Genomic DNA, 25839 nt, shown 5'->3' on the forward strand with positions numbered 1-25839 from the left:
CCCAATCGCAATGGACCCAGGTCTACGTTTTGCGATCCGTGAAGGTGGTCGTACAGTTGGTGCTGGTGTTGTTGCTAAAGTAACTGCATAAGTATTGATTGTGTGAAAGAAACGCCCCTTTGGGGCGTTTTTTTTTTGGAATCTATAAAATTGTTAGACAATAAGAGTTGTAAGCTGTCCTTAACTGATAATGATGTGACCTATAAGGCATTTATCATAAAAATAATAAATCACTAAGATGAAGTAATGAAAAGAATCATAAAACTAGATTTGGATAGATCCCGAATAGGAGTCCAGCAATGAATGCTAAAGTAAATATTACAAATCGTGCCGGTGCATCATTTCCAGTACGTCGTATGCAATTTGATTTTGATCACGTACCAGAATATTGGATGAATGGTTCAGCAGGATTAACTCATTTCATGACAGCGTTATCTGCATTATTTCCTGCAGGTGAAAAATTCTTTATCGATTCAGTGCGTGCAGTTCGCCAACATCCAGCCATTAAAGATAATGAAGATCTCCAAAAAGAGATTTCAGCATTTATTGGTCAGGAAGCAATGCATACACATGAGCATGCTGGCTTTAATGCATCAGCACAAAAATTTGGTCATGATGTTGCTGCACTTGAAAAAGCCACAGATACGGTCATTCAAACTTTTCGTAAGTCAGCTAGCACCGTTATGAAACCATTTGGTATTTCACAAGAAATGATCGATCTGATGGGAACGACTGCGCTAGAACATTTTACAGCAACCATTGCCTCAGAATTATTGCGTAACGAACATATTCAAGCATTAATGACTGATGAAACAATGGCGACGATGTGGGCTTGGCATGCCATTGAAGAAAATGAGCATAAGGCTGTCGCATATGATGTATTTGAAGGTGTGTTCGGTAAAGGAATCAAATCTTATCTTGCTCGAACATCTTCTTTAGTGGCAGCAATGGTTGTGCTATTCATGGTGCAGACTTATTTTGTAGCGCGTTTATTGAAAGACGATAAACAGTTAAATATTGCATCTTTGAAAGATATCTATACCTATGGATATAGTCCATCTAAAGGCATTATTTCTGGTATGGGTAAGGAAATGTTGGCTTATTTTAAACCAGGCTTCCATCCGAATGATTTGGATACCGTGGGTTTATTGGCAACATGGAAAGCAAAACTCGGTTTTTAAGTATTTACTTTTGTGCATTCGGGCAGCGTAAGCTGCCTTTTTTTATTTCATTTATTTTCGAACTTTCTATAATGTACTAACTTAAAAAATGCAATGTAATGATTATGATTCGACCGATGCTGACATCAGATGTTGAGGTGGTATATGAAATTGAAAGTTTGGGGCAGACGCATCCTTGGACAAAAAAACAATTTTCAGAAGCGGTTGATTCATATCAATCCACAGTGATTGAATACCAGAATCGTGTTGTTGGTTTCTGTATTTTACAGCCTGTATTGGATGAAGCAAATTTGCTGTTGATGGCAGTTCATCCGAAAATGCGTGGAAAAGGGTTGGGATATCAATTGCTTGAAGCTTCAATGGCTCAACTCAATAATGATCCCGTACAAATCTTTTTAGAGGTCCGAGAAAGTAATAAGGCTGCGATTGCACTATATGAGAAATCCGGATTTCATCAAATTGATATGCGTAAAAACTATTATCCAACATTAGATGGTGGAAAAGAGCATGCCATCATTATGGTAAAGGCATGCAGTGATAATTTTGCAGATTTATTCAAGTGACAAAATTCAATACCCTACTTTACAATAAAGTTATTCCATTCAGAGGGAAGTGTCGTCATCAGCATATGACCTAATTGATCGATTTCTTCGTTGCTGAGCATTTTATTAACACGTCGCCATTGACCATCCAGTAATAATTCAAAAGGCGCATATTGGGACTTATAGTTCATTTTGAATGAATGGGGTACCCAATATCCTAAATATACAAACTCTTGATTGTGCTGCTTTACATATTCAATTTGCTTAAGGACTGCAAAAACACCTAAAGAACGTTTGGATTCATCTGGATCAAAAAATGTATAGACGGCGGATACTCCATCATCTAATACATCGCAGGTTGAGACACAAATGAGTCGATTATCTTTCCAAAGTTCTATAAAGAAACTATTGCTACAACTGTGAATCAAAAACTTCTCGAATTGATCATAGCTAGGGGGGAACATATCTCCATCTGAATGACGCTCATTGATGTAACGTTCATAGAGTTGATAGTGTATATCAGTAGCATCTTGAGTTTGGGTTATTCTAACTTCTAAGTCTTGATTACGTTTCCAAGCTTTCTTTTGTTGACTGTTCATTTTAAAAGCATCAACAGGTACACGACATGAAAGGCATTGTCGACACAAATGACATTCAGGTCGATAGACAAAATCTCCGCTTCTTCGAAATCCTACACGAGACAATTCTGATAAAGTTACAACGTCGATTTTATGAGCAGGATCTAAAAAGACCATCCGTGCTGATTTCTCGGGAAGATAACTGCAGTCATGCGGTGGTGTAATGTAATACTGCAATTCATTTAATAGGGACTGGGGTTGATAAGAATTCATATTGTCCCTCCTATTTCTCAATCCATGAGTCGTTGATCAAATGCTATTGTTTTACTTGAAAATACACCGTCTTTATACTTTTGCCAATCAATCTGAGGCTGTTTTATCACATCTTGTAACGAATTAAGGTAGTCTTGGCGAGAAATTGTGCAAGCACCTAAGCTCATGAGATGATCATTCACCAATTGACAGTCAACCCAGGGTGCCTGGTTTTCAAGGCTGATCAACATGAGGGTATAAAAAGCCATTTTTGAAACATCAGTCTCTCGACTAAACATGGATTCACCAAAAATACCCTGACCTATAGAGACACCATACAGCCCGCCGACAATCGAATTTTCTCTGCGTACTTCGACACTATATGCATAGCCTGACTCAAATAATGAACAGTAACCCTGAATGATATCTTCATTAATCCATGTTTCATTGGCATAACTTCGTGGTAATGAGCAAGAACGTATCACATGTTCAAAATCACGGTTAATGGTAATCGTATAATCATGTTTTTTCATGTTACGAATGAGTGATTTACTTGGATGGTATGACGAAGGGTAGATAATGCAGCGAGGTTCTGGACTCCACCAGCAGATCGGCTCACCTTCGGAAAACCAAGGAAATAAACCATGTGTATAAGCTTCAAATAATGTAGAAGGGGAGAGGTCAGCACCTATACAGATTAGTCCTTGCCCTTCGGGATCGGATTCAATTGGATTAGGGAAAATAAATTCAGAAGGAGGGAGCATAGGGATTAAGTTCTAAAAATAATAATGAAAAACCGAAGATAAAAATGTTTAAAATGATTATGCCAAGTTGAAAGAATAAAAAAACCACCCGAAGGTGGTTTTTTGGGTTTTTAAATAAATATTAGTTGTCTAAATATTTCTCAGCGTCTAAAGCAGCCATACAACCTGAACCTGCTGATGTAATTGCTTGGCGGTAGATATTGTCTGCAACATCACCTGCAGCAAATACGCCTTCAACAGAAGTCGCAGTTGCATTACCACGTGTACCACTTTGAACTTGGATATAACCATCACGTAGTTCAAGCTGACCTTCAAACATTGCAGTATTAGGTTTGTGGCCTATAGCGACGAACAATCCAGTCACTTCAACGTTTTGAGTTGTAGTATCAGTTGTAGATTTCAAACGAACACTAGTAACGCCATCTTGAGGGTTACCAAGTACTTCTTCAACTTCATGGTTCCAGATGATGCTGATTTTCCCTTCTTTCTCTTTTGCAAAAAGATGATCTTGAAGGATTTTTTCAGAACGTAATTTATCGCGACGATGTACAAGTGTTACATGTGAAGCAATGTTTGATAAATAAAGCGCTTCTTCAACCGCAGTGTTACCACCACCGACAACCATGACTTTTTGATTTTTATAGAAGAAACCATCACAAGTTGCACATGCACTCACACCTTGACCCATATAAGCAGCTTCGGATTCTAATCCTAAGTATTGAGCCGTAGCGCCTGTTGCAATGATCAAAGCATCACACGTGTATTCTTCCATATCACCTTTTAAAACGAATGGACGTACATTTAAGTCAACTTCGTTAATGTGATCGTAAACCAATTCAGTACCAAAACGTTCTGCGTGAGCTTGCATACGCTCCATTAAAGCAGGACCTGTTAAGCCTTCAGGATCACCTGGCCAGTTATCAACTTCTGTAGTTGTGGTGAGCTGACCACCCAATTGCATACCTGCGATTAAAGTTGGTTTTAAATTTGCTCGTGCAGCATATACAGCTGCGCTATAACCCGCAGGACCAGAACCTAAAATAATCAATCTTGAGTGACGAGCGCTCATGTATAAGCATCCTTTTAATTTGATATATCGACTTGCTGAAAATTATACGTGAAACTTCACCACAGTTGTGTGGAATGAATGTGGATTATATTGATCAACTAAATCGAATTGAGCTATATAGTTAAAAGTGTTAACAAGGAAACCTTAGAAAGCTGCACCTTTTTTTAATGAACAGGTGCATAATAGTAAGTTTTCTATAATGAAGAAATTGTTCCATTTCAACATTAGAACATTAATGAATAATCGTTTACAGGACAGTATATGACTGCGGTGTCGAGTGTATATGCACAGCGCTTAGTTTTAACATTCTTCTTAATATCATTTGGTATTTATCTGTTTTTAGCAACAGTGACTTATACGCCATTTGATCCGGGTTGGATGCATATTTCGAGTGATACTCAACAAGTTTCAAATGCAAGTGGTGTCGCAGGTGCTTGGATTGCAGATCTCTTATTTGGATTTCTGGGCTGGGCAAGTTTACTGATCCCAATTTATTTATTCATTGAAGCGATTCAAGTGTGGTGGCCAAGAAGTTTTTTGAGTCGTCCATTTCGTTTTGCTGCTCAATTTTTCATTCTACTTACCGTCGCGAGTTTGTTTTATTTACTTTGGTCAGTGCCTGCAGATACGCTTGCTAACGCTTCAGGTGGAATCATTGGTTACGAATTGGGTGAGAGTTTAAAACAGCTTTTGACGATTTATGGCGCCGTTTTTTTTCTGATCGTACTCAGCATCGTTCTAATCACACTGGCTTTTGGTATTCAGTGGAACAAGACATGGTCTACTTTGAAGGCGACACCCGCTTATTTGCAAGATTTATTCTATAAAAATGTACCTGAGACTGAATCAGCTTATGATTTGACGACTCAGCCAAAAGCGAAAAAAGAAATTGAACCTCCTGTAAAAGATTCAGCTCCAGTCCCTCATCAAGCTGAGCTCAATGATGTCAGTCATTTAGAAGAAAAAGATCAATTACAAGCGCGTCATGAACGTACTGCTGAAAAACTATTTGAAGATATGCGTTTCCAAGAGTCTCAACAAAATCATCGTTTTGATGAAGATGATGAGGCTGAGCTCGAGCGTACCATCGCGAAAGCGCATGAGTTAGAGCGTGAGAGTCAACGTATTGTTCCAACGGGTGAAGTTTGGAAAGCCTTGCATAGCGATGAAGATCATAAAAGAGAAATTGATGAGCTTTTGCGCGCAGCAGAGGAGGATCAGCTTGATCAACGTACTTCAGAAATTAATGAATTAAGTAAAAACGTTCGAGTAGAGCAGCGCTCAACTGTTCAAGATACTGCTTTGGACTGGAATGATGATCAAATCTTTGATGAATTACTTGAAGTTGTTCCACAAGGACAGCACGCCAAAGATATTCATACTCCTTTTCATCATCAAACAAATCCTTCAGGTCAATCTGCTGATGATCAAAATACAGCATCCCTAATCCAAAATACCTCAGCTATTGGTGCAAGTGCTGTATACGCAAGTCAATCGAGCGCAGCGGCGGAAGCGATCACTAAAGCAGATCTGTTAGCTTCTGAGCTTGATGGTCTTGCATCACTTGCGGATGAAGCAGAAGCTTTGTCTAATCCAGAGGTCAAGCGTCCAAATTTGGTGACGCCAAATATTAAATTTATGACTTCACCTAAGTCAGATACAGTCGCAGAATATGAATCAGAGCAAGACACTATTGCCCCATCACCACAAAACATTGTTGAGCAAGAGGGATCATCAATTCCTGTTACTAAAGTGAGTGATGAGGAAAAACAACGTATATCTTCAGATAAAGATGCTTTTAGAGAAGCTTGGCAAGAAACGGTAGGTAAGCCTGAAGTTGAAGAGGATGAGTTTGATTTCGATGCGCCATTAACAGATGCTGCTGGTCGTCCAATGTCTCGTGCAATGCAAGTTGCTGAGCGCCGTAAAGATTTATCACCACTTCCTGGTTTGGATTTACTTGATGAAGTAGACCCAAACAAAAAAGTAAACTTCACTGCAGAACAATTATCAAGATTATCAGAACTGTTAGAAATTAAATTACAAGAATTTAATGTCAAAGCGAAAGTGATTGAAGCTCAACCGGGTCCAGTCGTGACCAGATTTGAACTGGATCTTGCGCCTGGTGTGAAAGCCTCGAAAGTAACTAATATTTCTCGTGACTTAGCACGATCAATGTCGATGGCATCAGTACGTGTTGTTGAGGTGATCCCTGGAAAACCTTACATTGGCATTGAAGTTCCGAATAGTACACGTGAGATGGTGCGCCTGATTGAATTGGTACAAATTCCAAAATTTAAGGATCCAGATGGAATCTTATCCATGGCCATGGGTAAAGATATTTCTGGCAACCCAGTCATTACTGAGTTGGGCAAGGCACCACATATGTTGGTTGCGGGTACCACAGGTTCAGGTAAATCTGTTGCTGTAAACTCGATGATTCTATCGATGCTTTTAAAATATACGCCAGATCAATTGCGCCTTATTTTGATTGATCCTAAACAACTTGAATTGGCGAACTATAACGATATTCCGCATTTACTCACGCCTGTTGTGACTGACATGAAAGATGCAGTCAGTGCTTTAAATTGGTGTGTGAATGAGATGGAGCGTCGTTATAAGCTGATGTCGTTCTTAAAAATACGTAAATTGAGTGACTATAACCGTAAAGTTGAAGAAGCAATTGCCAATGGTGAAGATCTATTTGATCCAACTTGGAAAGCCAGTGAGTCAGTTGCTGGAGAACGTGCACCTAGACTTACACCATTGCCTTCGATTGTGATTGTTGCAGATGAATTCGCAGATATGATCATGCAGGTGGGTAAGAAAGCGGAAGAGATGATCACTCGTCTAGCTCAAAAATCACGTGCTGCAGGCATTCATTTATTACTTGCGACACAGCGTCCATCCGTCGATGTAATTACTGGCTTAATTAAGGCGAATATACCGACGCGTGTTGCACTTCGTGTAAACTCTAAAATTGACTCGCGTACGATTTTGGATGCGGGTGGTGCAGAAGATTTGCTTGGACATGGTGATATGCTGTTCTTAGGACCAGGTAAAATTGAGCCTGAGCGTGTGCATGGTGCATTTATTGCCGATGACGAGGTGAACCGTATTTGTGATGCATGGCGTGAGCGTGGTGCACCAAACTACGTGGATGAAATTCTCACCCCATTTGATGAAGAACCAGCATCACGTGGCTTTGAAGATGGGGATGGTGCTTCAGACCGTGACGCACTTTATGATCAATGTGTTGCTTTTGTTTTGGAAACCCGTAAAGCATCCACATCATCTTTACAGCGTAAGTTTAGTCTTGGTTATAATCGTGCCGCACGTATTATTGACCAAATGGAAGAAAACGGTATCGTGAGTGCAATGGGCGCAAATGGTAAACGTGAAATTTTAGTATAACGAAGACTGACTCAGAAAAAGCAACCATAGGTTGCTTTTTTTTATTTAACTCAAAAAAGTGTTGTTTTTGGGGGTAGTCCATTGGCTGGCAAATGTGATCAGTTCACTCACAGAGTGAACATTCAAGCTTTGATAAACTGACTTGACACAATCTTTAAATACCGCAGGGCTAATGGATAATTTTTGTAAAATTTCACTTTTATTCATGCCTGTAATTAACGAAAAAGCCACTTGGCATTCTCGGGGGGATAAATCAAGTGCTTCTAGTTTTTTTAAAATAATGAGGGAGCGTGGTAATGAGCGCTTTAAGTATAAGGCGATATTTGTATCGGTTGTATTTTGACTACTTAACCATTCAGCACGAAGGGTTAATATTCCATTAGGAATGGTCAAACTAAGCTTGGGGATTTGTTGCCCATATTTAAGCTCATTGATGACTTGATAGCATGATTTTGGCAACGCTTTATATGGTTCCCAAAATTCATAATGTATCGGGAATAGATTCAGTAAATCCTTTGCAGCATCAGTCATCATGACTAAATCATTTTGAGAATTCACGATTAACAACGCTTGATCTGATTCAATTACATCGTCGCCATCCTCCATTTGATTGTTAAGCGCATATTCGATATAGACACCAGCTTGTTCTAATAAATGATGATCTTGTAATTGGAAGGGGTGTGACATACGCCTATAGAGGGTAATACCTCCTGCAGGAATATGATTGCGTTCTAATCTTAGATCTAGTGTATGGTGAAGACCGCTTTGGCGCACAATCATCTGGTAGGTTAAGCTATGAAAATACGGATCATCTGGGCGTAAAAGATTTCCGACTTTGGGTAACATAGGGCAGTTGAGCCAGCGGATATGGCTTTCGGTTTTTAAGTTTAAGAATAATTCAGTATTTTCTTGGACATACCTCATCGACTGAGGGTTAAGATTTTTGTAATACAGTATATAAGGTTCACCATTTGGATAGGTCAGTGCCATACCGTAGGCATCATGTGGAATCAAAAAATTCAAATAGTCAAAAATACTGGGCGCAATGGTAAGGAGCGGAAGTTGAGTACAGCAAAGATTTCTCAGGCGATGGAGGGTGCCGAGCCTTGTTCGATCACTTTTACGAAAACTTATTGAATTCATCTTCGATTGAACTGTTTTGATTATAACAAATTCAAATTATAGATTTTTTTAAAAAAATTGAGATAAAAAAGTAAATATTAATCATTTTTTCACAAAAATATTTTTTTCATCCCCCCTTAAAGGGGGGCTTCTAGATTATCAGCTTTATGGTTTGATTTTCCTCATTATAAAAGGTCTTTCTTGCAAACTATGGAAAACCTGCAAGTGACATGACCATGTCAAAAACTAAGGGGAATTACATGAACCATATATACCGAGTTATCCGTAATCGTAATGGAAAATTAGTCGTAACAGGGGAACTTGGACGTACACGTTTTACACAATCTTTAAAAAATATTGGAATGACGACAGGTTATCTGATTTTAATTGGGGCATTAACCGCAATGACGAGTCAGGTGCAAGCTGATGAATGTGAGGGTTCAACAGGCACAGCGACGAATTCAGACACTACATCTTTCATCTGTGGTGAAAATAACTCAGTGGTTGCACCGAACAGTGTGGTTATGGGACAAAGCAATAACGTCAATATTGGGATGAATCATACTGTTTTTGGTTTGAATAATACGGTGACACCAAACGCTGTAACGACAACGCAAAATAATGTGGTCATTGGAAATCAAAACACTACGCATCATACAAGTAATATTGCCATTGGTAATAATCAAGTGGTTAAGGGGGAAGGGAGTATTGCGATCGGTAGTTCAAATACTGCTGAAGGGGGTATCTCTATAGGTATTTCAAATTTAAACTCGTCTGTAAAATCTGTTGTTGTTGGTATGAATAATATTCACGACGTCAACACTAATGGCTCGATGATTTTTGGTGGATTTAATGAGGTTGGTGCGACGAGTTCTCATATATTTGCCTCCAACAGTAATGTGCAAGGTCACACTAATGTGGCTGTCGGTGGTTCTATTATTATTCGACCAGGACCAAATTATACATCCGTAAGAGAGTCAGTCGCGATTGGTGAGCTGAGTCAGGTTTATGCGAGCAACTCTGTTGCTTTAGGTAGTGCATCGGTTGCAGATCGAGAGAATGTTATTTCAGTCGGTAGTGATCAATTAAAACGCCGAATCATGAACTTAGCATGGGGATTAGATACTCATGATGCTATTAATGTTGATCAATTGACAGCCAGTTTACAAAGAATTCTGGGTACTGGGGTGACTATGTTTCAGGGGAGTGTGATGCCCCTTTCATTTGAAATGCAAGGCTCTACATACCAAAACGTAAATCAAACAATTAGAGGGATTGATATTGAATTTACAGCGTTAAAAGACCGAGTGTCTGCACTCGAAAATAATGGTGTTGGTGGTGAAACAGGTACAGGTACCACTGGACCAGCTGGACCAAGTGCGTACGAGGTTGCTGTGAGTAATGGATTTGAGGGCTCTGAAACAGATTGGCTTACATCATTAAAAGGTGAAAAAGGCGATAAGGGAGATAAAGGTGATCAAGGTCCACAAGGGTTGAAAGGTGACAAAGGGGATCAAGGTATACCAGGTGCAAGCGGTGGACCTGGTGGCGGTGTAGGACCACAAGGTGATAGTGCTTACCAAGTGGCGGTGAATAATGGATTTGTAGGAACAGAGCAAGATTGGCTGACGTCACTCAAAGGAGATAAAGGTAACCAAGGTCCTCAAGGATTGAAAGGTGATAAGGGAGATCAAGGTGATCAAGGACTTCAAGGCTTAAAAGGCGACAAGGGCGATAAAGGTGATCAAGGACTTCAAGGCTTAAAAGGTGACAAAGGTGACAAAGGTGACAAAGGTGATCAAGGACTTCAAGGCTTAAAAGGTGACAAAGGTGATCAAGGTTTTAGTGCTTTTGAGATTGCTGTACAAAATGGCTTTAATGGCACCGAACAACAGTGGCTAACGTCTTTGGCTAGTGGTGGAACTGTCGCAATATCTGTTGGAACAAATCCTAGTGAAAATGCAATATTACCAAATGCAACAGGTGAAGATGCTCTTGCAATCGGAAGTTCATCAGTAGCATCGGGTCGTGAGAGTATTGTAATTGGGGCTGAATCACAAGTCGCTGGTGAACATGCAACAGCTTTAGGAAATCACAATACGGTTACGGGTGAAAATACGCATTCAGTTGGTAATTTCAACAATATTTCAGGAAATAGTACTGTAGCTCTTGGGAATAATATAACGTCTGACGCAAATAATGCTGTTCTTTTAGGAAATGCTTCGTCTACCGATCGGGACAATACGGTTTCAGTGGGTACCTCTACGCAACAGCGCCAAATTGTTAATGTGGCAGCAGGTACAGCGGATACAGACGCAGTCAATGTAAAACAAATGCGTCAAGCAGATCAGCAAGTTTTGAGCGATGCACAGGAATATACGAATATACGAACCAATGAAATATTGAATCAGGCCAATGAGTATACTAGTCGACGTGTAAATGCTTTAGAACAGAGTTTTGCCGATGAACGACGTGACACTCGAGCAGCTATTGCAGCGTCTTTGGCTGTCGCTTCATTACCCCAGCCAACTTATGCTGGTGCAAGTATGTTCAGTGCAGCTGCTGGTACATGGGATGGTGAGCAAGGTATTGCCATTGGATTTAGTGGGGTTTCTGAAACGAATCGCTTTGTCTATAAAGCATCTGGAACCGCAAGTTCACAAGGTGATGTTGGTGGTGCTATTGCATTGGGTTGGCAATGGAAATAATCTAAGTTTCACCCAAACGTATAAGTAACCTTAATACGAAACTATTTTTTAACAGGTATAAGATAGATTTAAATCAAAAAAGCCTGCTCAAGCAGGCTTTTTTATCTGTTTTTAGGCAAATTTTGCTAAAACAGCAAGGAATTCTGCACTTTGGCGTGGGAATTCTGCGATCACATCATGAATACGTTTGCCTTCAGGATTTTGAGCGTTAAGATCTCGACCATCTGCTATAAATTTAGTGAGTAAACGCTCATAGTCATTAGCACGCATATGTTTAAAAGCATGATAGAGAACATGAAAATCAGAGTTTACACCTTCAGGAGGTAACTGATTTAAATAGGCAAAAACACGCTCGTCTGACCATTCTTCATTGAACGTGGCTGGCTGTGATAATGCCATCACAATCTCCTTGGTATTTTTAATCAATAAAAAAGGGCAAAATATGAGACTAGATGAGCGAAGCACTGCTTTGTCTAGTCGCAAGACTTGAAGCTCTGCTTCAAGTGGGCGGAATATAGCTAATAGCCTATTTCTGCCACTCTCATATTTTGCCCTGATTCAATTTGCTTGACTAATCAAAAATCAGATTAACGTTCTTCAGGCAAATTGATATTCATTTCTAGCATTTCGATATTTGCTTCTGAGCGAACCGACATTTGTATATGCTGTTCATCTACACCACGCACATAACGATTCACAACTTGCATGATTTCTTTTTTCATTAAATCAATTTTATCTTGGCTTAAACGCTTACCTAGACCATTTTCAGATGCCACGATAACTTTTAAGCGATCTTTAGCTGTTTGTGCACTTGATGGTTTGTCATCACTACTAAAAAGTTTACTCCAGAATCCTGCCATCTTTATGCTCCAAATAAACGTGCTAACCAGCCTTTCGGCTTCACAGAGATGTGACGATATGGACGTTCTTCACCAAGGAAGCGTGCAACAAGATCGTCATAAGCTTGTCCAGCTGCTTCTTCAGTATAAAGAATAACAGGCTTACCTTCATTCGAAGCTTGTAACACGCTTTTACATTCAGGAATTACACCGAGCGTTGGCACGCGAAGGATATCTTTAGAAATATCATCGACTGTTAACATTTCTTGCTTATCAGCACGTTCAGGGTTGAAGCGTGTGATACAAAGATGCTTACGAATACGACCTTCGTTATTTTCTACTTTCTTCGTTTTACTGTCCAACATACCAATAATACGGTCGGAATCTCGGACAGATGAAATTTCAGGGTTCGTTACAATGATTGCTTCATCAGCATGGTACATTGCTAAAATCGCACCACGTTCAATACCTGCAGGAGAGTCACAAATGATGTAGTCAAACTCTTGAGAAAGTTCGTCCATAACACGTGCAACACCTTCATCGGTTAACGCATCTTTATCACGGGTTTGTGATGCAGGTAAAATATATAGATTTTCGATTTCTTTATCGCGAATAAGTGCTTGTTGTAATCTCGCTTCGTTATTTAATACATTCACAAAATCATAAACAACACGACGCTCACAACCCATGATAAGGTCGAGGTTACGTAAACCTACGTCAAAATCGATTACAACAGTTTTGTGGCCACGAAGGGCTAAACCTGTTGCAAAAGATGCACTGGTAGTTGTTTTACCTACGCCACCTTTACCTGATGTTACGACAACAATTTTCGCCACCGAATCCACTCCTGTTATGTTTATCCCCAATACTATAGGGGTTCTCATGTTTAGTTATACATTAAAATTCGAGTGCTTCAAAGACAAGCTCTTGAGCATCATTTAAATAGATATGTACTGACTTTTTTAGCATATGTGGTGGAATATCATCTGCAACACAATATGTTCCTGCGATAGATACTAATTCAGCTTCTAAAACATGACAGAAAATTCGTGCTGCTGTATTGCCACCGGCGCCGGCGATGACTCTACCACGAGCAGAGCCATAAATATGTATATTTCCTGAAGCGATGATTTCAGAGCCACTATTAATTCCAGCAGTTAAAATAATATCGCCGTGATCTTGTACCAGACATTGTCCTGTTCTAAGCACTTCATTGTGATACGAAGTTTTATGTGTGGTTGCAGGAGCTATGTGTGTTGGAGCCTTCTCAGCTTCAGGGGTATTTGCTGGAGCTTCTACCACTTGTTCTTTTGTTGCTTTGATGCGCTGCAAAGGACGATCAGCCGCAAGAACTGGGAATTGGATCGCACGTGCTTCATCACCCATTAAACCATCAACGACAGCCATTGGCTGTAACCCTAAACTGATGACCAATTGAATGAGTCCAATGAGTTCTTGTTCAACGGTTGTGTCTAGAATGACAAGCGCACCTTCATAAGAGGTTTCACTCATCATGGCACTTAATTGTTGGCGGATAACATTATGATCATTGGTGTCAAAGGTAATTCGGGTAAAATTCACCATTCTACCGGTAATCCGAATATCTGCCATATTCATTCCTTGCTTGCTTCGCGCTTTATAATCGAAGTAAAAATTGTTAATTGTGCAAATGCTAGTTCAATTCTCAAGAATTCTCTAGCGGATATATTAAATTAATAGAGAAATGATCATTCCTTGACTTGATTGTTTTTTGATAACTCTATTTGCCATTGTTTTACTGCCACCTGTTTTCTTAAAGACTCAAGACTTTCATAAACGACAGATTCAACGAGTTGTTCTAATGCATGATTATCAATATTGAGCTGGCTAATTTTTTCAGCAATGAGTTGATAATGCGCATTCGGTTTATCAATGGTTCCAGAAATAAAAGGTTCAACTAAACCGTCGGTAATATTTTCACCTAATCGTTGACCAATGTTGTGGATTTGCTGTTCTATACGACCACCCACCAATGGAATCAGCTTTAAGAGCTGTGTTAGCTCTGGTGTGTCTTCAATTGCTTTAATGACAATGTGACCAACGCCTTGCGAGATATTATCTTTTTGAAGTTTTAATTCGGTTGCTAAAGATTCTTGTAAGACTTGCGCTAATGTCGTGGCAAACATGTCTCGATGGTGATTCACCAGATCATGAATGATTTTTTTATGGGTTGAGCTAGTGTCTAACTCTTTTTTTACACTATCAATGACAGTAATCACCACACGATCAGAGAGCTCTTCCATGATCACGTTATAGTAAAAATTAAGACGTCTGAACCATTTATTAGGTATGACTTTATAGCCTAGCTCATACAGTCTATAGGCAATCACTCCGACGCGAATTAAACGTAAAAAGCGAAGGTAAGGGATAATAGCTAATATTTCATACCAATGAATGAAGGGAAAGAAAAACCAACGCTGATGATGTTTATTGACGATTGCAATCAGCCATCTTACAGCGAGTTCAACAATTAAAAATGTGATAAACCAACTTTCAGTAATGATGACCCATGGGTGAAGCTCGGATTTATAAAACTCCAGAATTTGAGGTAATTGAACCGTGTCAAATACCCATGAGCCAAAATTACTCATTAAAAATGCATTGGCACATAGACAAAACAAATTGACTAAAATAATGAGCATCATAAAGATGTCATAAATCAGGAACATCTTCCAAAATAACGTATCGTGACGCTGTGGACGGAAAGTTTTTCGAGAATTAGTCATGCGTTCTGTCATATGCAATACATTCTGAGGACAGCTTAATTTACAGATTCAGTTTGAAGCTGTTGTTTTAACTGTGTAATTAACTGATCTTTTTCTGTCCAAAGCTCATCAACCCATTTTTGGAAACGAGCGCGATAGTCGGCATCATCCTCATAATTGCCGCCATGCACCCAAGCAGGAATTTCAATTTTTCTTAAATTCACGGCGATTTGAGAAACTTCTCCTAACCAAAAATCTCCATAACCTGGCACACCATCTGGATAGACAATGGTCATATCGACTAGCGCATCAATTTCACTTCCTAGAATATTTAGGGCAAGTGCTAAACCACCTGCTTTGGGCCTAAGTAAATTTTTATACGGAGATTTTTGTTGGGCGTGTTTTTCAGGGGTATAGCGTGTACCTTCTAAATAATTTAATAATGTAAAAGGTTGGCTGAGCAGTTGTTCACACGATTTACGCGCTTCTTCCATATCACGATATTTCAGCGCAGGATTTTTTTCGATTTGCGCTTTGGTATGACGTTTCATCATAGGAAAACCAAGGATCTTGAATGCTTGCCCAACAAAAGGAATAAAAATGAGTTCCCATTTCGTAAAAAAACGTGTGAGCGGCATACGTTTAAGACCAAAATATTGAGTAACAGTTGTATCCACCCAGCTTTGGTGATTACAGGTCATGATGTAACGACCTTGTAGATTGAGATCTAGATCTTCATCAATCGTGATGTGCCATTTAAGCTCAGGGAGAACTTTTTCAATGAGCCAGTTATTCGTACCAATCCAACCATTGGCGATATTGATATTGGTTTCATCGATTTTTGATGATTTTTTTACGAGTTTAGTCAAACCTAATGCAAGAATAGGTGGGCCACGAAAAAATGTACTTCCTGTGATCACAGAACCTACGGTTAAACCCTTAGAAATTTTTTTTAAAATAGGTTGTTTCTGCTTCTCTGCTGCCATTGCACAGTCCTAAAAAGTGATTGCATGTGATTGAAATTTTTAAAACACTATAAATCGAGTCGCTCAAATCACAAAGCCCGTTTTCTTAACTATGTATAAAATATGATGAAGCATTAACGAAAGATGCTACAAAAGATTACATATTGTTAATAAACTGTTTATTATTAACAAAATAGTAATGGTTAAATTGTTTCTAACAAATCATTATTCATCACATACAAAAACATATAAAAGGAGTCATCCCATGCGTGCATTAGCTATTTCAGCTGCAGTGGTTGGGGCAATGGTACTTTCTGGTTGTCAAACAACTGGTAACAATATTGGTGGCGTCGAGTATGACAAAACTGCATTGGGTGCTTTAATTGGTGCAGCAGCTGGTTACGGTGTTTCTAAAGGTAATGCGAACACTAGCCGTCAAAATAACCGTGCAGCAGCGATTGGTGCTGTATTAGGTGGTGCTGCAGGCGTATATCTCGACAATAAAGAGAAAAAATTACGCCAAGCAACTGCTGGTACAGGTATTGATGTAAACCGTAATCCAGATGGCTCTATTAACTTAGTAATGCCAGGTGCTATCACGTTTGATACAAATAAATCAAATATCAAGCCAAACTTCTATGACACTTTAAACCGTGTTGCACAAGTTTTAACTGAAGACAACAAGAGCGGTATCCTTGTAACTGGTTATACTGATAGTTCAGGTAATGATGCGATTAACATCCCATTGTCACAAGCACGTGCTCAATCTGTCGCTAGCTATTTAGCATCTAAGGGTGTTTCTACAGCACGTATTAATGCTCAAGGTTTAGGTTCTTCAAACCCAATTGCTGATAACACAACTGCAGCAGGTAAAGAACAAAACCGTCGTGTAGAGATTGCTGTTTACGCAGTTCAATAATACATGATCTGAAAAAAGCCACCTTCGGGTGGTTTTTTTATGTCTGAAATTTATTCAAATATACCTTCATTAAATTTAACGTTAGTCATATTCGAAGCAGATGACTATAATCGAGCGCTGAAGGAAAAGAGGAAAGAATATGTCATCAGCCAGTCATTTGAACGACAAGCAACTTGAAGCCATGAAATACACTCAAGGACCCTTGTTAGTACTTGCTGGGGCAGGCTCAGGTAAGACCTCTGTAATCACACAGAAAATTGCATATTTAGTCAAAAAATGCGGTATACCAGCACATCGTATTACTGCGATGACTTTTACCAACAAAGCTGCACGAGAGATGAAAGAGCGTGTCGGTAAATTGCTTGGTAAAGAGGATGGAAAGGGTTTATCTGTTTCTACCTTTCACACCTTTGGTTTGAATTTATTAAGACTAGAATTAAAACATACGCCACTTAAAGCAAACTTTTCCATTTTAGATGCTGATGACTGTAAGCGTATTTTAATGGATTTAATGCACCGAGATAATTTGTCTGGTGCAGAAAGTAAAGAGCTGATCGCAAAAGCGATGAAGATGATCTCAGATTGGAAAAACGATCTAATTTTGCCTGAGCAAGCACATACGACTTGTGAAACGGCTGAAGATGTTCAATTTGCGCATCTCTATCAACTTTATGAGCGTAATTTACGTGCCTATAATGCGGTCGATTTTGACGATTTAATCGTAATGCCGACACGCCTTCTTCAAGAAAATGCTGAAGTCCGTGATAAATGGCAAAACCGTGTACGTTATTTATTGGTTGATGAATATCAAGATACCAATACCGCCCAATATATCTTGGTCAAACTGCTTGTTGGTGTCATGGGACAATTTACGGCTGTAGGGGATGATGACCAATCAATTTATGCTTGGCGGGGGGCAAAGCCAGAAAATATGGCCTTATTGAAGGAAGATTTCCCCAATTTAAAAGTCATTAAGCTTGAGCAAAACTATCGTTCAACCAGTCGTATTTTAAAAGCTGCAAACCATGTGATTGAGAATAACCCACATATTTTTGATAAAAAATTGTGGAGTGATAAAGGTCATGGTGAGGTGATCCGCATTATTACTTGTCGTAATGATGATGATGAAGCGGAACGCGTTGTTAAAGATTTGCTGACTCATAAATTGATGAATGGTAAAAATTGGAAAGATTACGCCGTGTTATACCGTGGAAACTTCCAAGCACGTGTTTTAGAAACACAACTTCGTCAGATGCAGATTCCCTACAAACTTTCTGGTGGTCAGTCGTTCTTTGGTCGTGCTGAAATCAAGGATATTATGAGCTATCTACGTCTCATTATTAACCCTGAAGATGACAGTGCTTTCTTACGGATTATCAACACACCTAAACGCGCCATAGGACCTGTGACTTTAGAAAAACTAGGTTTATTTGCGCAAGAGAATAATCTTTCTCTACTAGGTGCCGCGAATGATCAGCGCCTAAGTATGGTATTACCGAAGAAGGCGACATCTCAATTGGCTGAGTTTGCTGATTTTATCGAAGGTTTTACGCGTGAACTGTTAGATGATGATGAACCTGTGCCTAAAGTCCGCCAAATGATGGTTGAGGCAGGATATATCGACTACATCAAAGAAACGGCAGCGACGCCAGCACAAGAAAAAACTAAAATTGACAATATTGAAGTGCTTTATAGCAGTATTCAAAGTTTGATCAATCGTGCTGAAGATGTCGATGAAAAAAATATCGAAAGTGTCATTCGTAAGATGGTGTTGCTGGATATGTTGGAGCAACAGCAAGAAGATGAAGATATCGATAAAGTAAACTTACTGACTTTGCATGCTTCTAAAGGCCTGGAATTCCCATTTGTTTATATTATGGGGCTTGAGGAAGAGTTGCTTCCGCACAAGAATTCAATTGTGGCTGATACCATCGAAGAAGAACGTCGACTGATGTACGTTGGTATTACCCGTGCCAAACAAGGTCTGACTTTGACGCTTGCAGAACAGCGTAAAAATGGCGGTCAGATGAAACAAATGACACCAAGTCGCTTCTTGGATGAATTGCCACAAGATGAAGTCGATTGGCTAGGTCGAAAAAAGAAATTGGCTGAAAATATCGATCCAAAATTACAGGCACAGCATTATCTGCAAAATCTGAAAGCTTTACTCAAACGTTAATTACATTTTAAAACAGGATTGAATATGAAAGTTCAAGTGAAAGTACTCGACCAACGACTTGGTCAAGAATGGCCATTACCTACTTATGCAACAACAGGATCGGCAGGTTTGGATTTACGTGCATGTGTAGATGAAGCGATCACTATTGAGCCTGGTCAGACTGTTTTAGTTAAAACAGGTATGGCAATTTATATCGAAGACCCAAGTTATGCGGGTTTGATTTTGCCTCGTTCTGGCTTAGGTCATAAACACGGGATTGTATTAGGAAATCTCGTCGGTCTAATTGATTCAGATTATCAAGGTGAATTAATGGTTTCAGTTTGGAACCGCAGTCAAAATGCATTTACATTAGAGCCGGGTGAGCGATTGGCTCAATACGTATTGGTTCCTGTTTTACAAGCTGAATTTGATTTAGTTGACGAATTCAAGGCAAGTGAGCGAGGAGCTGGTGGATTCGGACACACTGGGAAACAATAGTATTTTGGATAAAAGCCTGTAAAATCAGGCTTTTATTTATATGTTGCAAAATATTAACAAAGATTATATAAATTGAAATTGGTACACGTTATATAAAGAATAACGATATTTTCTATTACTCAATATATTCAAAATTTATTTGGATCAACTCTCATCACGCTGTTCTGACTCAGCAGTCAACGGTGTTAATTAAGAATGAATACCCAACCACTTATTTTTCCAAGACAAATTTTCCGCGCTTATGATATTCGCGGAAAAGTCAGTCAATTGGATACAAGAACAATTTATGCGATTGCGCATGGGCTCGCTGCTCAGTATCAATCACGTGGCCAGAAAAGTATTGTGCTAGGTTACGATGCTCGATTGACTGGGCCTACTTTTGCTTGGATTATTGAATCAGTCTTCAAAAACCAAGGGATGAATGTCGAAAACATTGGATGTTGTTCAACCCCACAAATGTATTTTGCTGCTCGACATAAAAATGGCAATGGCATCATGGTGACCGCGAGTCATAACCCTAAACATGATAATGGGATTAAATGGATTATTGAATACGAACCACCTTGTCCAGACATGATTCAAAATGTTGGGGAGTATGCAGAAGGTTTCTATTTTCAACATGATCACTTTCCAACGCCACCTCAACTTACACATCAGATTAAATCAGAGTATTGCTTGGCTTATCAGCATGCTTTGCTCAAGGATATTCAATTAAAGCGTCCACTCAAGGTTGTATTAGATGGTATGCATGGTGCCGCTGGGCGTTGTGCTGATTTAGTACTACAAAAAATGGGATGTGAAGTCATTTCAATACGTTGTCGTGAAAATGGAGAGTTTCCTGATCATCCTCCAGACCCTTCACAAGCGAAGCATTTGACGCAGCTAAAAGAAAAAATTTTGTTGCATCAGGCGGATTTGGGGATTGCTCTTGATGGTGATGGTGATCGTGCCGTCATTTTGGATGAGAATGCTCACATTGTGTCTGCTGATCGCTTGTTAGCATTATTCGCATCATTGTGTTTAACTCAGCATCCGCATCATGAAATTGTTTATGACGTAAAATGTTCAACGATGGTGTCAAAAACCATTGAACAATTACAAGGCATCGCAAAAATGATTCGTACTGGCAGCAGTTTCATGCGCCGTTATATTTCCCAATCCAAAGGTCGAGCTGTTTTTGGGGGAGAATATGCGGGTCATTATGTCTTCAATGATGGTCGTGGTTTTGGTTACGATGATGGTATCTATGCAGCATTACGGGTCATGGAGGCATTGAGTCAACTTAATATCACGCTATCTGAATATCTCGCTCAATTCCCAGATCGCTTTGGTACTGAAGATACCTATATTGAAACGCAAGATGCAAATCCGCAAGACGTCCTAGCCTTGATAGAGCAGAATTGTAAAAGTACTGGGGCTAAAATGAGTAAAATCGATGGTATTCGCCTTGATTTTGACTACGGATTTGGCATTATGCGAGCATCAAATACTGGTGAATACTTCACGGTACGGTTTGATGCAGATAGCCCATCGAAACTTTATGAAATTCGCCAGCATTTTGTAAAAATTTTAAATGAAAAATATCCTGTGCTTGCTCAAAGTATTTTGAATGCACACTAATGTAGGAATGAAGGAGAGGCGAATGCCACACCAACAAACTGGCATCGACAAAGCTCAAATTTTGACAGAAGCTTTGCCATACATCCAAAGATTTACAGGTAAAACACTTGTAGTGAAATATGGCGGCAATGCAATGACTGATCCTGCATTAGAAAGTTCGTTTGCCCGTGATATCGTGCTTCTGAAAACAGTTGGTCTTAATCCGGTTGTGGTTCATGGTGGTGGTCCTCAAGTCGATTCATTTTTGAAACAACTTGGGCGTGAATCAGACCGTATTGATGGAATGCGTGTAACTGATCCTGCAACTATGGAAGTTGTAGAAATGGTGTTGGGCGGAAGTGTAAATAAGTCTATTGTGAATTTGATCAATCAACATGGTGGTCGTGCAATTGGATTAACGGGTAAAGACGGTAACTTAATTCGTGCTCAAAAGTTGTTGATGGAAAAAACCCAAGAGGATGGATCTGTTCAACAAATTGATCTTGGGTTAGTGGGTGAAGTGGTCGGTGTAAAAACTGACGTTCTGGAAATGTTCACTCAAAGTGATTTTATTCCAGTGATTGCGCCACTTGGTGTTGATGAGGAAGGCAATACTTACAATATCAATGCAGATTTAGTTGCTGGTAAAGTTGCTGAAGCTTTGGGTGCAGAAAAGTTAATTCTTCTTACGAATATCAGTGGTGTATTGGATGAGAATAAAAACCTACTCACTGGACTAACAACACAAGAAGTCGATCGCTTGATAGATACAGGTGTGATCTACGGCGGTATGATTCCGAAAGTGGGATGTGCGCTTGATGCGGTGAAAGGGGGTGTAGTGAGCGCGCATATTGTGGATGGTCGTGTTCCACATGCGACTTTGTTGGAAATTTTTACGGATCACGGTGTTGGAACATTGATTACCAATCGTTCTAAGTCGGCGCACTAATTCATAATCACATAATAAAAAGTCACTTCGGTGGCTTTTTTTGTTTGATAAGAATAATCGTTTTATGTCCCATATATCCAGCATAAAACATATTCAATTGCTATATTCATATTTGCAAGATCTATAAGGCTGATGCACAATAAAACTGATAATTAAAGCAAAATGAAAGATTATGTGCCAACTACTTGGAATGAATTGTGCCACCCCTACGGATATTACGTTTTCTTTTCGTGGTTTTTCTCAGCGCGCTGGAATAACGTCAGATCACTCAGATGGTTTTGGCATCGCTTTCTTTGAGGATAAGGCATGTCGCTTATTTGTTGATAACCAATCTGCAGTCGAGTCTCCAATTGCAGAATTCGTTCGTAATTACCCGATTAAATCGCGTAATGTCATTGCCCATATTCGTAAAGCAACACAGGGAAAAATTACTTTAGAAAATTCTCATCCATTTATTCGTGAATTGTGGGGGAGACAATGGATTTTCGCGCATAATGGTGATCTGCATAATTTTCATCCAAGGTTGTCGGGACAGTTCACACCAGTAGGTAATACAGATAGTGAGCTTGCATTTTGCTATTTATTAGAACATCTCGTACAAAAGTTTGGTTATGTAGAGCCAAGTGTCCACGATGTATTTCGTGCATTAGAAGAAATTTCACCAACAATAGCAGAGCATGGGACATTCAATTTTTGTTTATCAAATGGACAGGCTTTGTATAGTTATGCGACCACAAAATTACACTGGATTGTTCGCGAATATCCATTTCAACCTGCACGATTAATTGATATTGATGTTGAAGTCGATTTTAGTCAGGTCACGACACCTGAAGATCGTGTGGCTGTAATTACGACAGAACCATTAACAGATAATGAAGCTTGGTTTGCATATACGCCCGGCGAAATGATTTTATTTCAGGATGGTAAGCCAACATTACGTACAATAACTCACGTTGAGCGATTGGTCAGAGAAGCCCGTGACCCAAGCTTGAAGCGTGTTACTCGCGCGGATCAATATTAAAAATTTAATTTGAAGTGGCTAAGATCTACACTTACTTTTTTAACGCCAGACTTTGATTTTAATGATTGAGCTAGGCAAAATAGCGTAAAACTTTTTAATGGAATACCTCATGCAGGACACCGCTATGTCACGATGGTTATCGCCGCTGATGGCATTTTGTTTGTCATTTATCATTATTGTGGGTCTAGCACCAAGCTTAGGCTTGCAAATTGATCGACAACTCGATTTTTGGTTACTTTGGTTTGCAACGATGTTGTTTTTAGCGTTGCCAATTATTTATTTAGAAATTGGATTGGCGAAACGAGCTCAAACTTCAGCGCTGAACGCATTATCAAAATTGACCCGTGAAGCCGATGCAAACCAACGTTGGAGAGTAGTGGGCTGGCTTGCTGTTATTTTTATTCCATTCTTAGCAGGCGGTATATTACTTAATACTTCTAATGCTGTAGCACAACAAAATGATTTTGGTATTGGTTCAAATATTTTGATGGGTATCGCAGCATTCATTGCATTTGGTTTATCATTTCTTCAACGTTCTGTATTGGTTGTACTTACTGCGATTGCAACGATTGCAAGTTTAATCGCGGCTCAGGTTTTTGGTGTCCAAGTCAATGATTGGCAGCTGACTCCTGTTGAGTTTAAAGAGTGGGGTAATGCAACTATTCTCGCTTTAGTAGCTTCAGGTCTCGGGCTTGGATTATATTGGCAGACAAATCTCAATCAAGAGAAACAAGATGCTGCAACGCCAAAAACTTTACCGATTTGGCTAGCGCAACTGGTGGCTGTGGCTGGATTTGGATATTTTGCAATTAGTGCTGCAATTCCAGCATATATCGTTTTAATCGCGACAATATTTGCAGTAGCTTTACTCCTGCAACTTGGGAAGGAACAACTCGCACATCGTGGATTAGCACAAGCGGTGCAATATTTTTTATTGCTTGCACCACTTTTAATTTGGGTATTCCCTGCAGCCGATCTATTTTTAACTCCGATTTTAATGCTTTGGGGATTAAGCATTTGTTTAATCTATGCAATTTTCGTGGGTTGGATCATGAAAATTAGTCATTTACGTAAAGCGCTGAATTTTAGTAATGAAGCTTTTTATAATATCTGGCGTGTGGCTGTACGTATTGTGACACCTTTAGCAATTGTGGCTGCAATGATTTCTTACTTAGGTCAATTGTTACCATGATCCAAAATGCAAAAGTTTGGGTTGCTTATGCTGCTGTAGACCAGCAGTTTCACATTGAACTTGAATTTGTGGAAGGCATGTCTGTTGCGGATGCTATTACACAAAGTGGTATCGCGTCGTGTACGCAGTTGCCAGACGAGTATGCTGTTGGAATTTTTGGGACGAAAGTACAAGATCAATCGCATGTTTTGCAAGCAGGTGATCGGGTGGAAATCTATCGGGCATTAACGATTAATCCAAAAGATATACGCCGTAAGCGAGCGGCAGCGAATCCAGTTGGGCGCTATTGTCGTGGCAATCGCTTTAAACAATTGAAATGATATGAAAAACCCCTCTTTGAGGGGTTTTCTTTTATGTCTAATTCTTTATAGTGGTGGCGCGTTCAAAATCGCATCTTTCGAACCTGGTAAACCAGGTTGAGTTTCTGGGATAGTTTCTAAACCTTCGATTTTATTCACGACGCCAGAACCATCGAAATATACTTTTAGATGCTGACCTTGAGTTGCAGGAATATTTGCTTTTTTAGCATATGTACCTGGGGTATAATTGTAGATGTAATCCCAACGTAAAGGATTCAAAGGATCTGAAATGGTTGGGCTACCAAGTAAAAAACGAACTTGTTGGTAAGTCATCCCGACTTGAATTTTTGAAGCTTGCGCTTGGGTTAATGGTGTTCCTTGAGGAATATCAACTTTGTATACACCAAAGACAGAACAACCACCCAGTAAAGAAGCGACGAATAACGTCAGCATGATTTTTTGCATTTTGCTACACTATCCCAAATTAATTATGATGCAATTGATCCAAGGATAGATCATACTGCATCTCAACTCTGTTGCATATTCCAACTTAAAATTTGTTGAGAGACCTTTTTATATGCCTATTTCAAATCAAGATTTACGCAAAGCTGGACTTAAAGTTACCCTTCCACGAATCAAGATTTTGGAATTATTAGAAAATTCAAGACAGCATCATTTGAGCGCGGAAGATATCTATAAGACCTTACTTGAGCAAGGCGAAGATGTCGGTCTAGCAACTGTATATCGTGTGTTAACTCAGTTTGAAGCTGCTGGTATTATCCAACGTCATCATTTCGAGAATAATCACTCTGTATTCGAAATCATGCAAGATGATCACCACGATCATATGGTCTGCCAGAACTGCAACAAAGTTGTTGAATTCCACAATGATTTGATTGAACAAGAACAACATAATGTTGCTGAACAACTTGGTTTTGTTTTAACAGGTCACTCTTTGAATTTATATGGTTATTGCGATGCGCCTGAATGCCAAGAAGCATACCGTAAAAAATAAATCTTGATTAA

The 25839-nt window shown here is 39.4% G+C and carries 25 protein-coding genes; 14 read left to right on the forward strand and 11 right to left on the reverse strand.

Annotated features, from left to right (window positions below):
- From AC1M89_RS12680 to rimI, 3 genes are all read left to right on the forward strand, one after another.
- Positions 1-91, forward strand: a 91-nt coding sequence (locus AC1M89_RS12680; protein ID WP_019509660.1) for an EF-Tu C-terminal domain-related protein, incomplete at its 5' end; no start/stop codon positions are given.
- A 208-nt stretch (positions 92-299) separates the two neighbouring features.
- Positions 300-1181, forward strand: a complete 882-nt coding sequence (locus tag AC1M89_RS12685) for a metal-dependent hydrolase (protein ID WP_035267371.1) — start codon at positions 300-302, stop codon at positions 1179-1181.
- Positions 1182-1285: 104 nt separating this feature from the next.
- On the forward strand, positions 1286-1744 hold the full coding sequence (rimI, locus tag AC1M89_RS12690) for a ribosomal protein S18-alanine N-acetyltransferase (protein WP_481591951.1): 459 nt from the start codon (positions 1286-1288) through the stop codon (positions 1742-1744).
- A gap of 14 nt (positions 1745-1758) precedes the next feature.
- On the opposite strand, the gene AC1M89_RS12695 is transcribed toward rimI, so the two are convergent.
- From AC1M89_RS12695 to trxB, 3 genes are all read right to left on the reverse strand, one after another.
- Complete coding sequence (locus AC1M89_RS12695; RefSeq protein ID WP_481614282.1) at positions 1759-2574, reverse strand: arginyltransferase; 816 nt, start codon at positions 2572-2574, stop codon at positions 1759-1761.
- A gap of 17 nt (positions 2575-2591) precedes the next feature.
- Complete coding sequence (gene aat / locus AC1M89_RS12700) at positions 2592-3323, reverse strand: leucyl/phenylalanyl-tRNA--protein transferase (RefSeq protein ID WP_481587889.1); 732 nt, start codon at positions 3321-3323, stop codon at positions 2592-2594.
- Positions 3324-3438: 115 nt separating this feature from the next.
- On the reverse strand, positions 3439-4386 hold the full coding sequence (gene trxB, locus AC1M89_RS12705; protein ID WP_035267378.1) for a thioredoxin-disulfide reductase: 948 nt from the start codon (positions 4384-4386) through the stop codon (positions 3439-3441).
- Between the two features lie 261 nt (positions 4387-4647).
- Here trxB and AC1M89_RS12710 point away from each other — a divergent pair, with 261 nt between their 5' ends.
- The gene (locus AC1M89_RS12710) at positions 4648-7800 is read left to right on the forward strand and encodes a DNA translocase FtsK 4TM domain-containing protein (RefSeq protein WP_481614283.1); all 3153 of its coding nucleotides are present in this window, start codon (positions 4648-4650) and stop codon (positions 7798-7800) included.
- 45 nt (positions 7801-7845) lie between these two features.
- Here AC1M89_RS12710 and AC1M89_RS12715 read toward each other — a convergent pair whose 3' ends face one another.
- Positions 7846-8943 (reverse strand): helix-turn-helix transcriptional regulator, encoded by a 1098-nt coding sequence (locus AC1M89_RS12715; protein WP_481587885.1) that lies wholly within the window; start codon positions 8941-8943, stop codon positions 7846-7848.
- A gap of 239 nt (positions 8944-9182) precedes the next feature.
- Between AC1M89_RS12715 and AC1M89_RS12720 the strand changes: the two genes are divergently transcribed.
- A complete protein-coding gene (locus AC1M89_RS12720; protein WP_481614284.1) occupies positions 9183-11630 on the forward strand; it encodes a YadA-like family protein in 2448 nt (815 codons plus the stop codon).
- A 111-nt stretch (positions 11631-11741) separates the two neighbouring features.
- On the opposite strand, the gene AC1M89_RS12725 is transcribed toward AC1M89_RS12720, so the two are convergent.
- From AC1M89_RS12725 to AC1M89_RS12750, 6 genes are all read right to left on the reverse strand, one after another.
- Positions 11742-12029 carry a PA4642 family protein gene (locus tag AC1M89_RS12725; protein ID WP_481614285.1) on the reverse strand — a complete coding sequence of 96 codons (288 nt, stop codon included), beginning with the start codon at positions 12027-12029 and terminating at the stop codon, positions 11742-11744.
- 188 nt (positions 12030-12217) lie between these two features.
- Entirely contained in the window at positions 12218-12490 is a 273-nt protein-coding gene (gene minE, locus AC1M89_RS12730; RefSeq protein WP_035267388.1) for a cell division topological specificity factor MinE, read from the reverse strand.
- Between the two features lie 2 nt (positions 12491-12492).
- Entirely contained in the window at positions 12493-13305 is an 813-nt protein-coding gene (minD, locus tag AC1M89_RS12735; RefSeq protein WP_035267390.1) for a septum site-determining protein MinD, read from the reverse strand.
- A gap of 61 nt (positions 13306-13366) precedes the next feature.
- Complete coding sequence (gene minC / locus AC1M89_RS12740) at positions 13367-14080, reverse strand: septum site-determining protein MinC (protein ID WP_481587882.1); 714 nt, start codon at positions 14078-14080, stop codon at positions 13367-13369.
- Between the two features lie 116 nt (positions 14081-14196).
- Complete coding sequence (locus tag AC1M89_RS12745) at positions 14197-15234, reverse strand: preprotein translocase subunit SecA (protein ID WP_481614286.1); 1038 nt, start codon at positions 15232-15234, stop codon at positions 14197-14199.
- Positions 15235-15269: 35 nt separating this feature from the next.
- Entirely contained in the window at positions 15270-16199 is a 930-nt protein-coding gene (locus tag AC1M89_RS12750) for an acyltransferase (RefSeq protein WP_481591899.1), read from the reverse strand.
- A gap of 244 nt (positions 16200-16443) precedes the next feature.
- On the opposite strand from AC1M89_RS12750, the gene AC1M89_RS12755 reads away from it, so the two are divergent.
- The 8 genes from AC1M89_RS12755 to AC1M89_RS12790 all read left to right on the forward strand — a co-directional run bounded on the left by AC1M89_RS12755 (position 16444) and on the right by AC1M89_RS12790 (position 24834).
- Entirely contained in the window at positions 16444-17097 is a 654-nt protein-coding gene (locus AC1M89_RS12755) for a YiaD family glycine zipper/OmpA-like lipoprotein (RefSeq protein ID WP_092768184.1), read from the forward strand.
- 139 nt (positions 17098-17236) lie between these two features.
- A complete protein-coding gene (locus AC1M89_RS12760) occupies positions 17237-19276 on the forward strand; it encodes a UvrD-helicase domain-containing protein (protein WP_035267404.1) in 2040 nt (679 codons plus the stop codon).
- 24 nt (positions 19277-19300) lie between these two features.
- The gene (gene dut, locus AC1M89_RS12765) at positions 19301-19753 is read left to right on the forward strand and encodes a dUTP diphosphatase (protein WP_035267418.1); all 453 of its coding nucleotides are present in this window, start codon (positions 19301-19303) and stop codon (positions 19751-19753) included.
- Between the two features lie 195 nt (positions 19754-19948).
- Entirely contained in the window at positions 19949-21373 is a 1425-nt protein-coding gene (locus AC1M89_RS12770) for a phosphomannomutase/phosphoglucomutase (protein ID WP_481612159.1), read from the forward strand.
- 22 nt (positions 21374-21395) lie between these two features.
- Positions 21396-22301 carry an acetylglutamate kinase gene (argB, locus tag AC1M89_RS12775; RefSeq protein ID WP_481587878.1) on the forward strand — a complete coding sequence of 302 codons (906 nt, stop codon included), beginning with the start codon at positions 21396-21398 and terminating at the stop codon, positions 22299-22301.
- Positions 22302-22473: 172 nt separating this feature from the next.
- Entirely contained in the window at positions 22474-23322 is an 849-nt protein-coding gene (locus AC1M89_RS12780) for a class II glutamine amidotransferase (protein WP_481614287.1), read from the forward strand.
- A gap of 109 nt (positions 23323-23431) precedes the next feature.
- A complete protein-coding gene (locus tag AC1M89_RS12785) occupies positions 23432-24514 on the forward strand; it encodes a hypothetical protein (protein WP_481596562.1) in 1083 nt (360 codons plus the stop codon).
- Positions 24511-24834, forward strand: coding sequence for an RnfH family protein (locus AC1M89_RS12790; protein WP_092768198.1), 324 nt, complete (start codon positions 24511-24513; stop codon positions 24832-24834). Before AC1M89_RS12785 ends, AC1M89_RS12790 begins: the two co-directional genes overlap by 4 nt.
- A gap of 45 nt (positions 24835-24879) precedes the next feature.
- On the opposite strand, the gene AC1M89_RS12795 is transcribed toward AC1M89_RS12790, so the two are convergent.
- A complete protein-coding gene (locus AC1M89_RS12795) occupies positions 24880-25278 on the reverse strand; it encodes an outer membrane protein assembly factor BamE (protein WP_092768200.1) in 399 nt (132 codons plus the stop codon).
- Positions 25279-25390: 112 nt separating this feature from the next.
- Here AC1M89_RS12795 and fur point away from each other — a divergent pair, with 112 nt between their 5' ends.
- The gene (gene fur / locus AC1M89_RS12800; protein WP_035267453.1) at positions 25391-25828 is read left to right on the forward strand and encodes a ferric iron uptake transcriptional regulator; all 438 of its coding nucleotides are present in this window, start codon (positions 25391-25393) and stop codon (positions 25826-25828) included.
- The last annotated feature ends 11 nt before the right edge of the window (positions 25829-25839 follow it).

The organism is Acinetobacter sp. ANC_7635, assembly GCF_056779945.1.

Coding starts and splice junctions, on each gene's coding strand:
- AC1M89_RS12685 (WP_035267371.1), top strand. CDS start 300: ATGAATGCTAAAGTAAATATTACAAATCGTGCCGGTGCATCATTTCCA.
- rimI (WP_481591951.1), top strand. CDS start 1,286: ATGATTCGACCGATGCTGACATCAGATGTTGAGGTGGTATATGAAATT.
- AC1M89_RS12695 (WP_481614282.1), bottom strand. CDS start 2,574: ATGAATTCTTATCAACCCCAGTCCCTATTAAATGAATTGCAGTATTAC.
- trxB (WP_035267378.1), bottom strand. CDS start 4,386: ATGAGCGCTCGTCACTCAAGATTGATTATTTTAGGTTCTGGTCCTGCG.
- AC1M89_RS12710 (WP_481614283.1), top strand. CDS start 4,648: ATGACTGCGGTGTCGAGTGTATATGCACAGCGCTTAGTTTTAACATTC.
- AC1M89_RS12715 (WP_481587885.1), bottom strand. CDS start 8,943: ATGAATTCAATAAGTTTTCGTAAAAGTGATCGAACAAGGCTCGGCACC.
- AC1M89_RS12720 (WP_481614284.1), top strand. CDS start 9,183: ATGAACCATATATACCGAGTTATCCGTAATCGTAATGGAAAATTAGTC.
- AC1M89_RS12725 (WP_481614285.1), bottom strand. CDS start 12,029: ATGGCATTATCACAGCCAGCCACGTTCAATGAAGAATGGTCAGACGAG.
- minE (WP_035267388.1), bottom strand. CDS start 12,490: ATGGCAGGATTCTGGAGTAAACTTTTTAGTAGTGATGACAAACCATCA.
- minC (WP_481587882.1), bottom strand. CDS start 14,080: ATGGCAGATATTCGGATTACCGGTAGAATGGTGAATTTTACCCGAATT.
- AC1M89_RS12745 (WP_481614286.1), bottom strand. CDS start 15,234: ATGACTAATTCTCGAAAAACTTTCCGTCCACAGCGTCACGATACGTTA.
- AC1M89_RS12750 (WP_481591899.1), bottom strand. CDS start 16,199: ATGGCAGCAGAGAAGCAGAAACAACCTATTTTAAAAAAAATTTCTAAG.
- AC1M89_RS12755 (WP_092768184.1), top strand. CDS start 16,444: ATGCGTGCATTAGCTATTTCAGCTGCAGTGGTTGGGGCAATGGTACTT.
- AC1M89_RS12760 (WP_035267404.1), top strand. CDS start 17,237: ATGTCATCAGCCAGTCATTTGAACGACAAGCAACTTGAAGCCATGAAA.
- dut (WP_035267418.1), top strand. CDS start 19,301: ATGAAAGTTCAAGTGAAAGTACTCGACCAACGACTTGGTCAAGAATGG.
- AC1M89_RS12770 (WP_481612159.1), top strand. CDS start 19,949: ATGAATACCCAACCACTTATTTTTCCAAGACAAATTTTCCGCGCTTAT.
- argB (WP_481587878.1), top strand. CDS start 21,396: ATGCCACACCAACAAACTGGCATCGACAAAGCTCAAATTTTGACAGAA.
- AC1M89_RS12780 (WP_481614287.1), top strand. CDS start 22,474: ATGTGCCAACTACTTGGAATGAATTGTGCCACCCCTACGGATATTACG.
- AC1M89_RS12785 (WP_481596562.1), top strand. CDS start 23,432: ATGCAGGACACCGCTATGTCACGATGGTTATCGCCGCTGATGGCATTT.
- AC1M89_RS12790 (WP_092768198.1), top strand. CDS start 24,511: ATGATCCAAAATGCAAAAGTTTGGGTTGCTTATGCTGCTGTAGACCAG.
- AC1M89_RS12795 (WP_092768200.1), bottom strand. CDS start 25,278: ATGCAAAAAATCATGCTGACGTTATTCGTCGCTTCTTTACTGGGTGGT.
- fur (WP_035267453.1), top strand. CDS start 25,391: ATGCCTATTTCAAATCAAGATTTACGCAAAGCTGGACTTAAAGTTACC.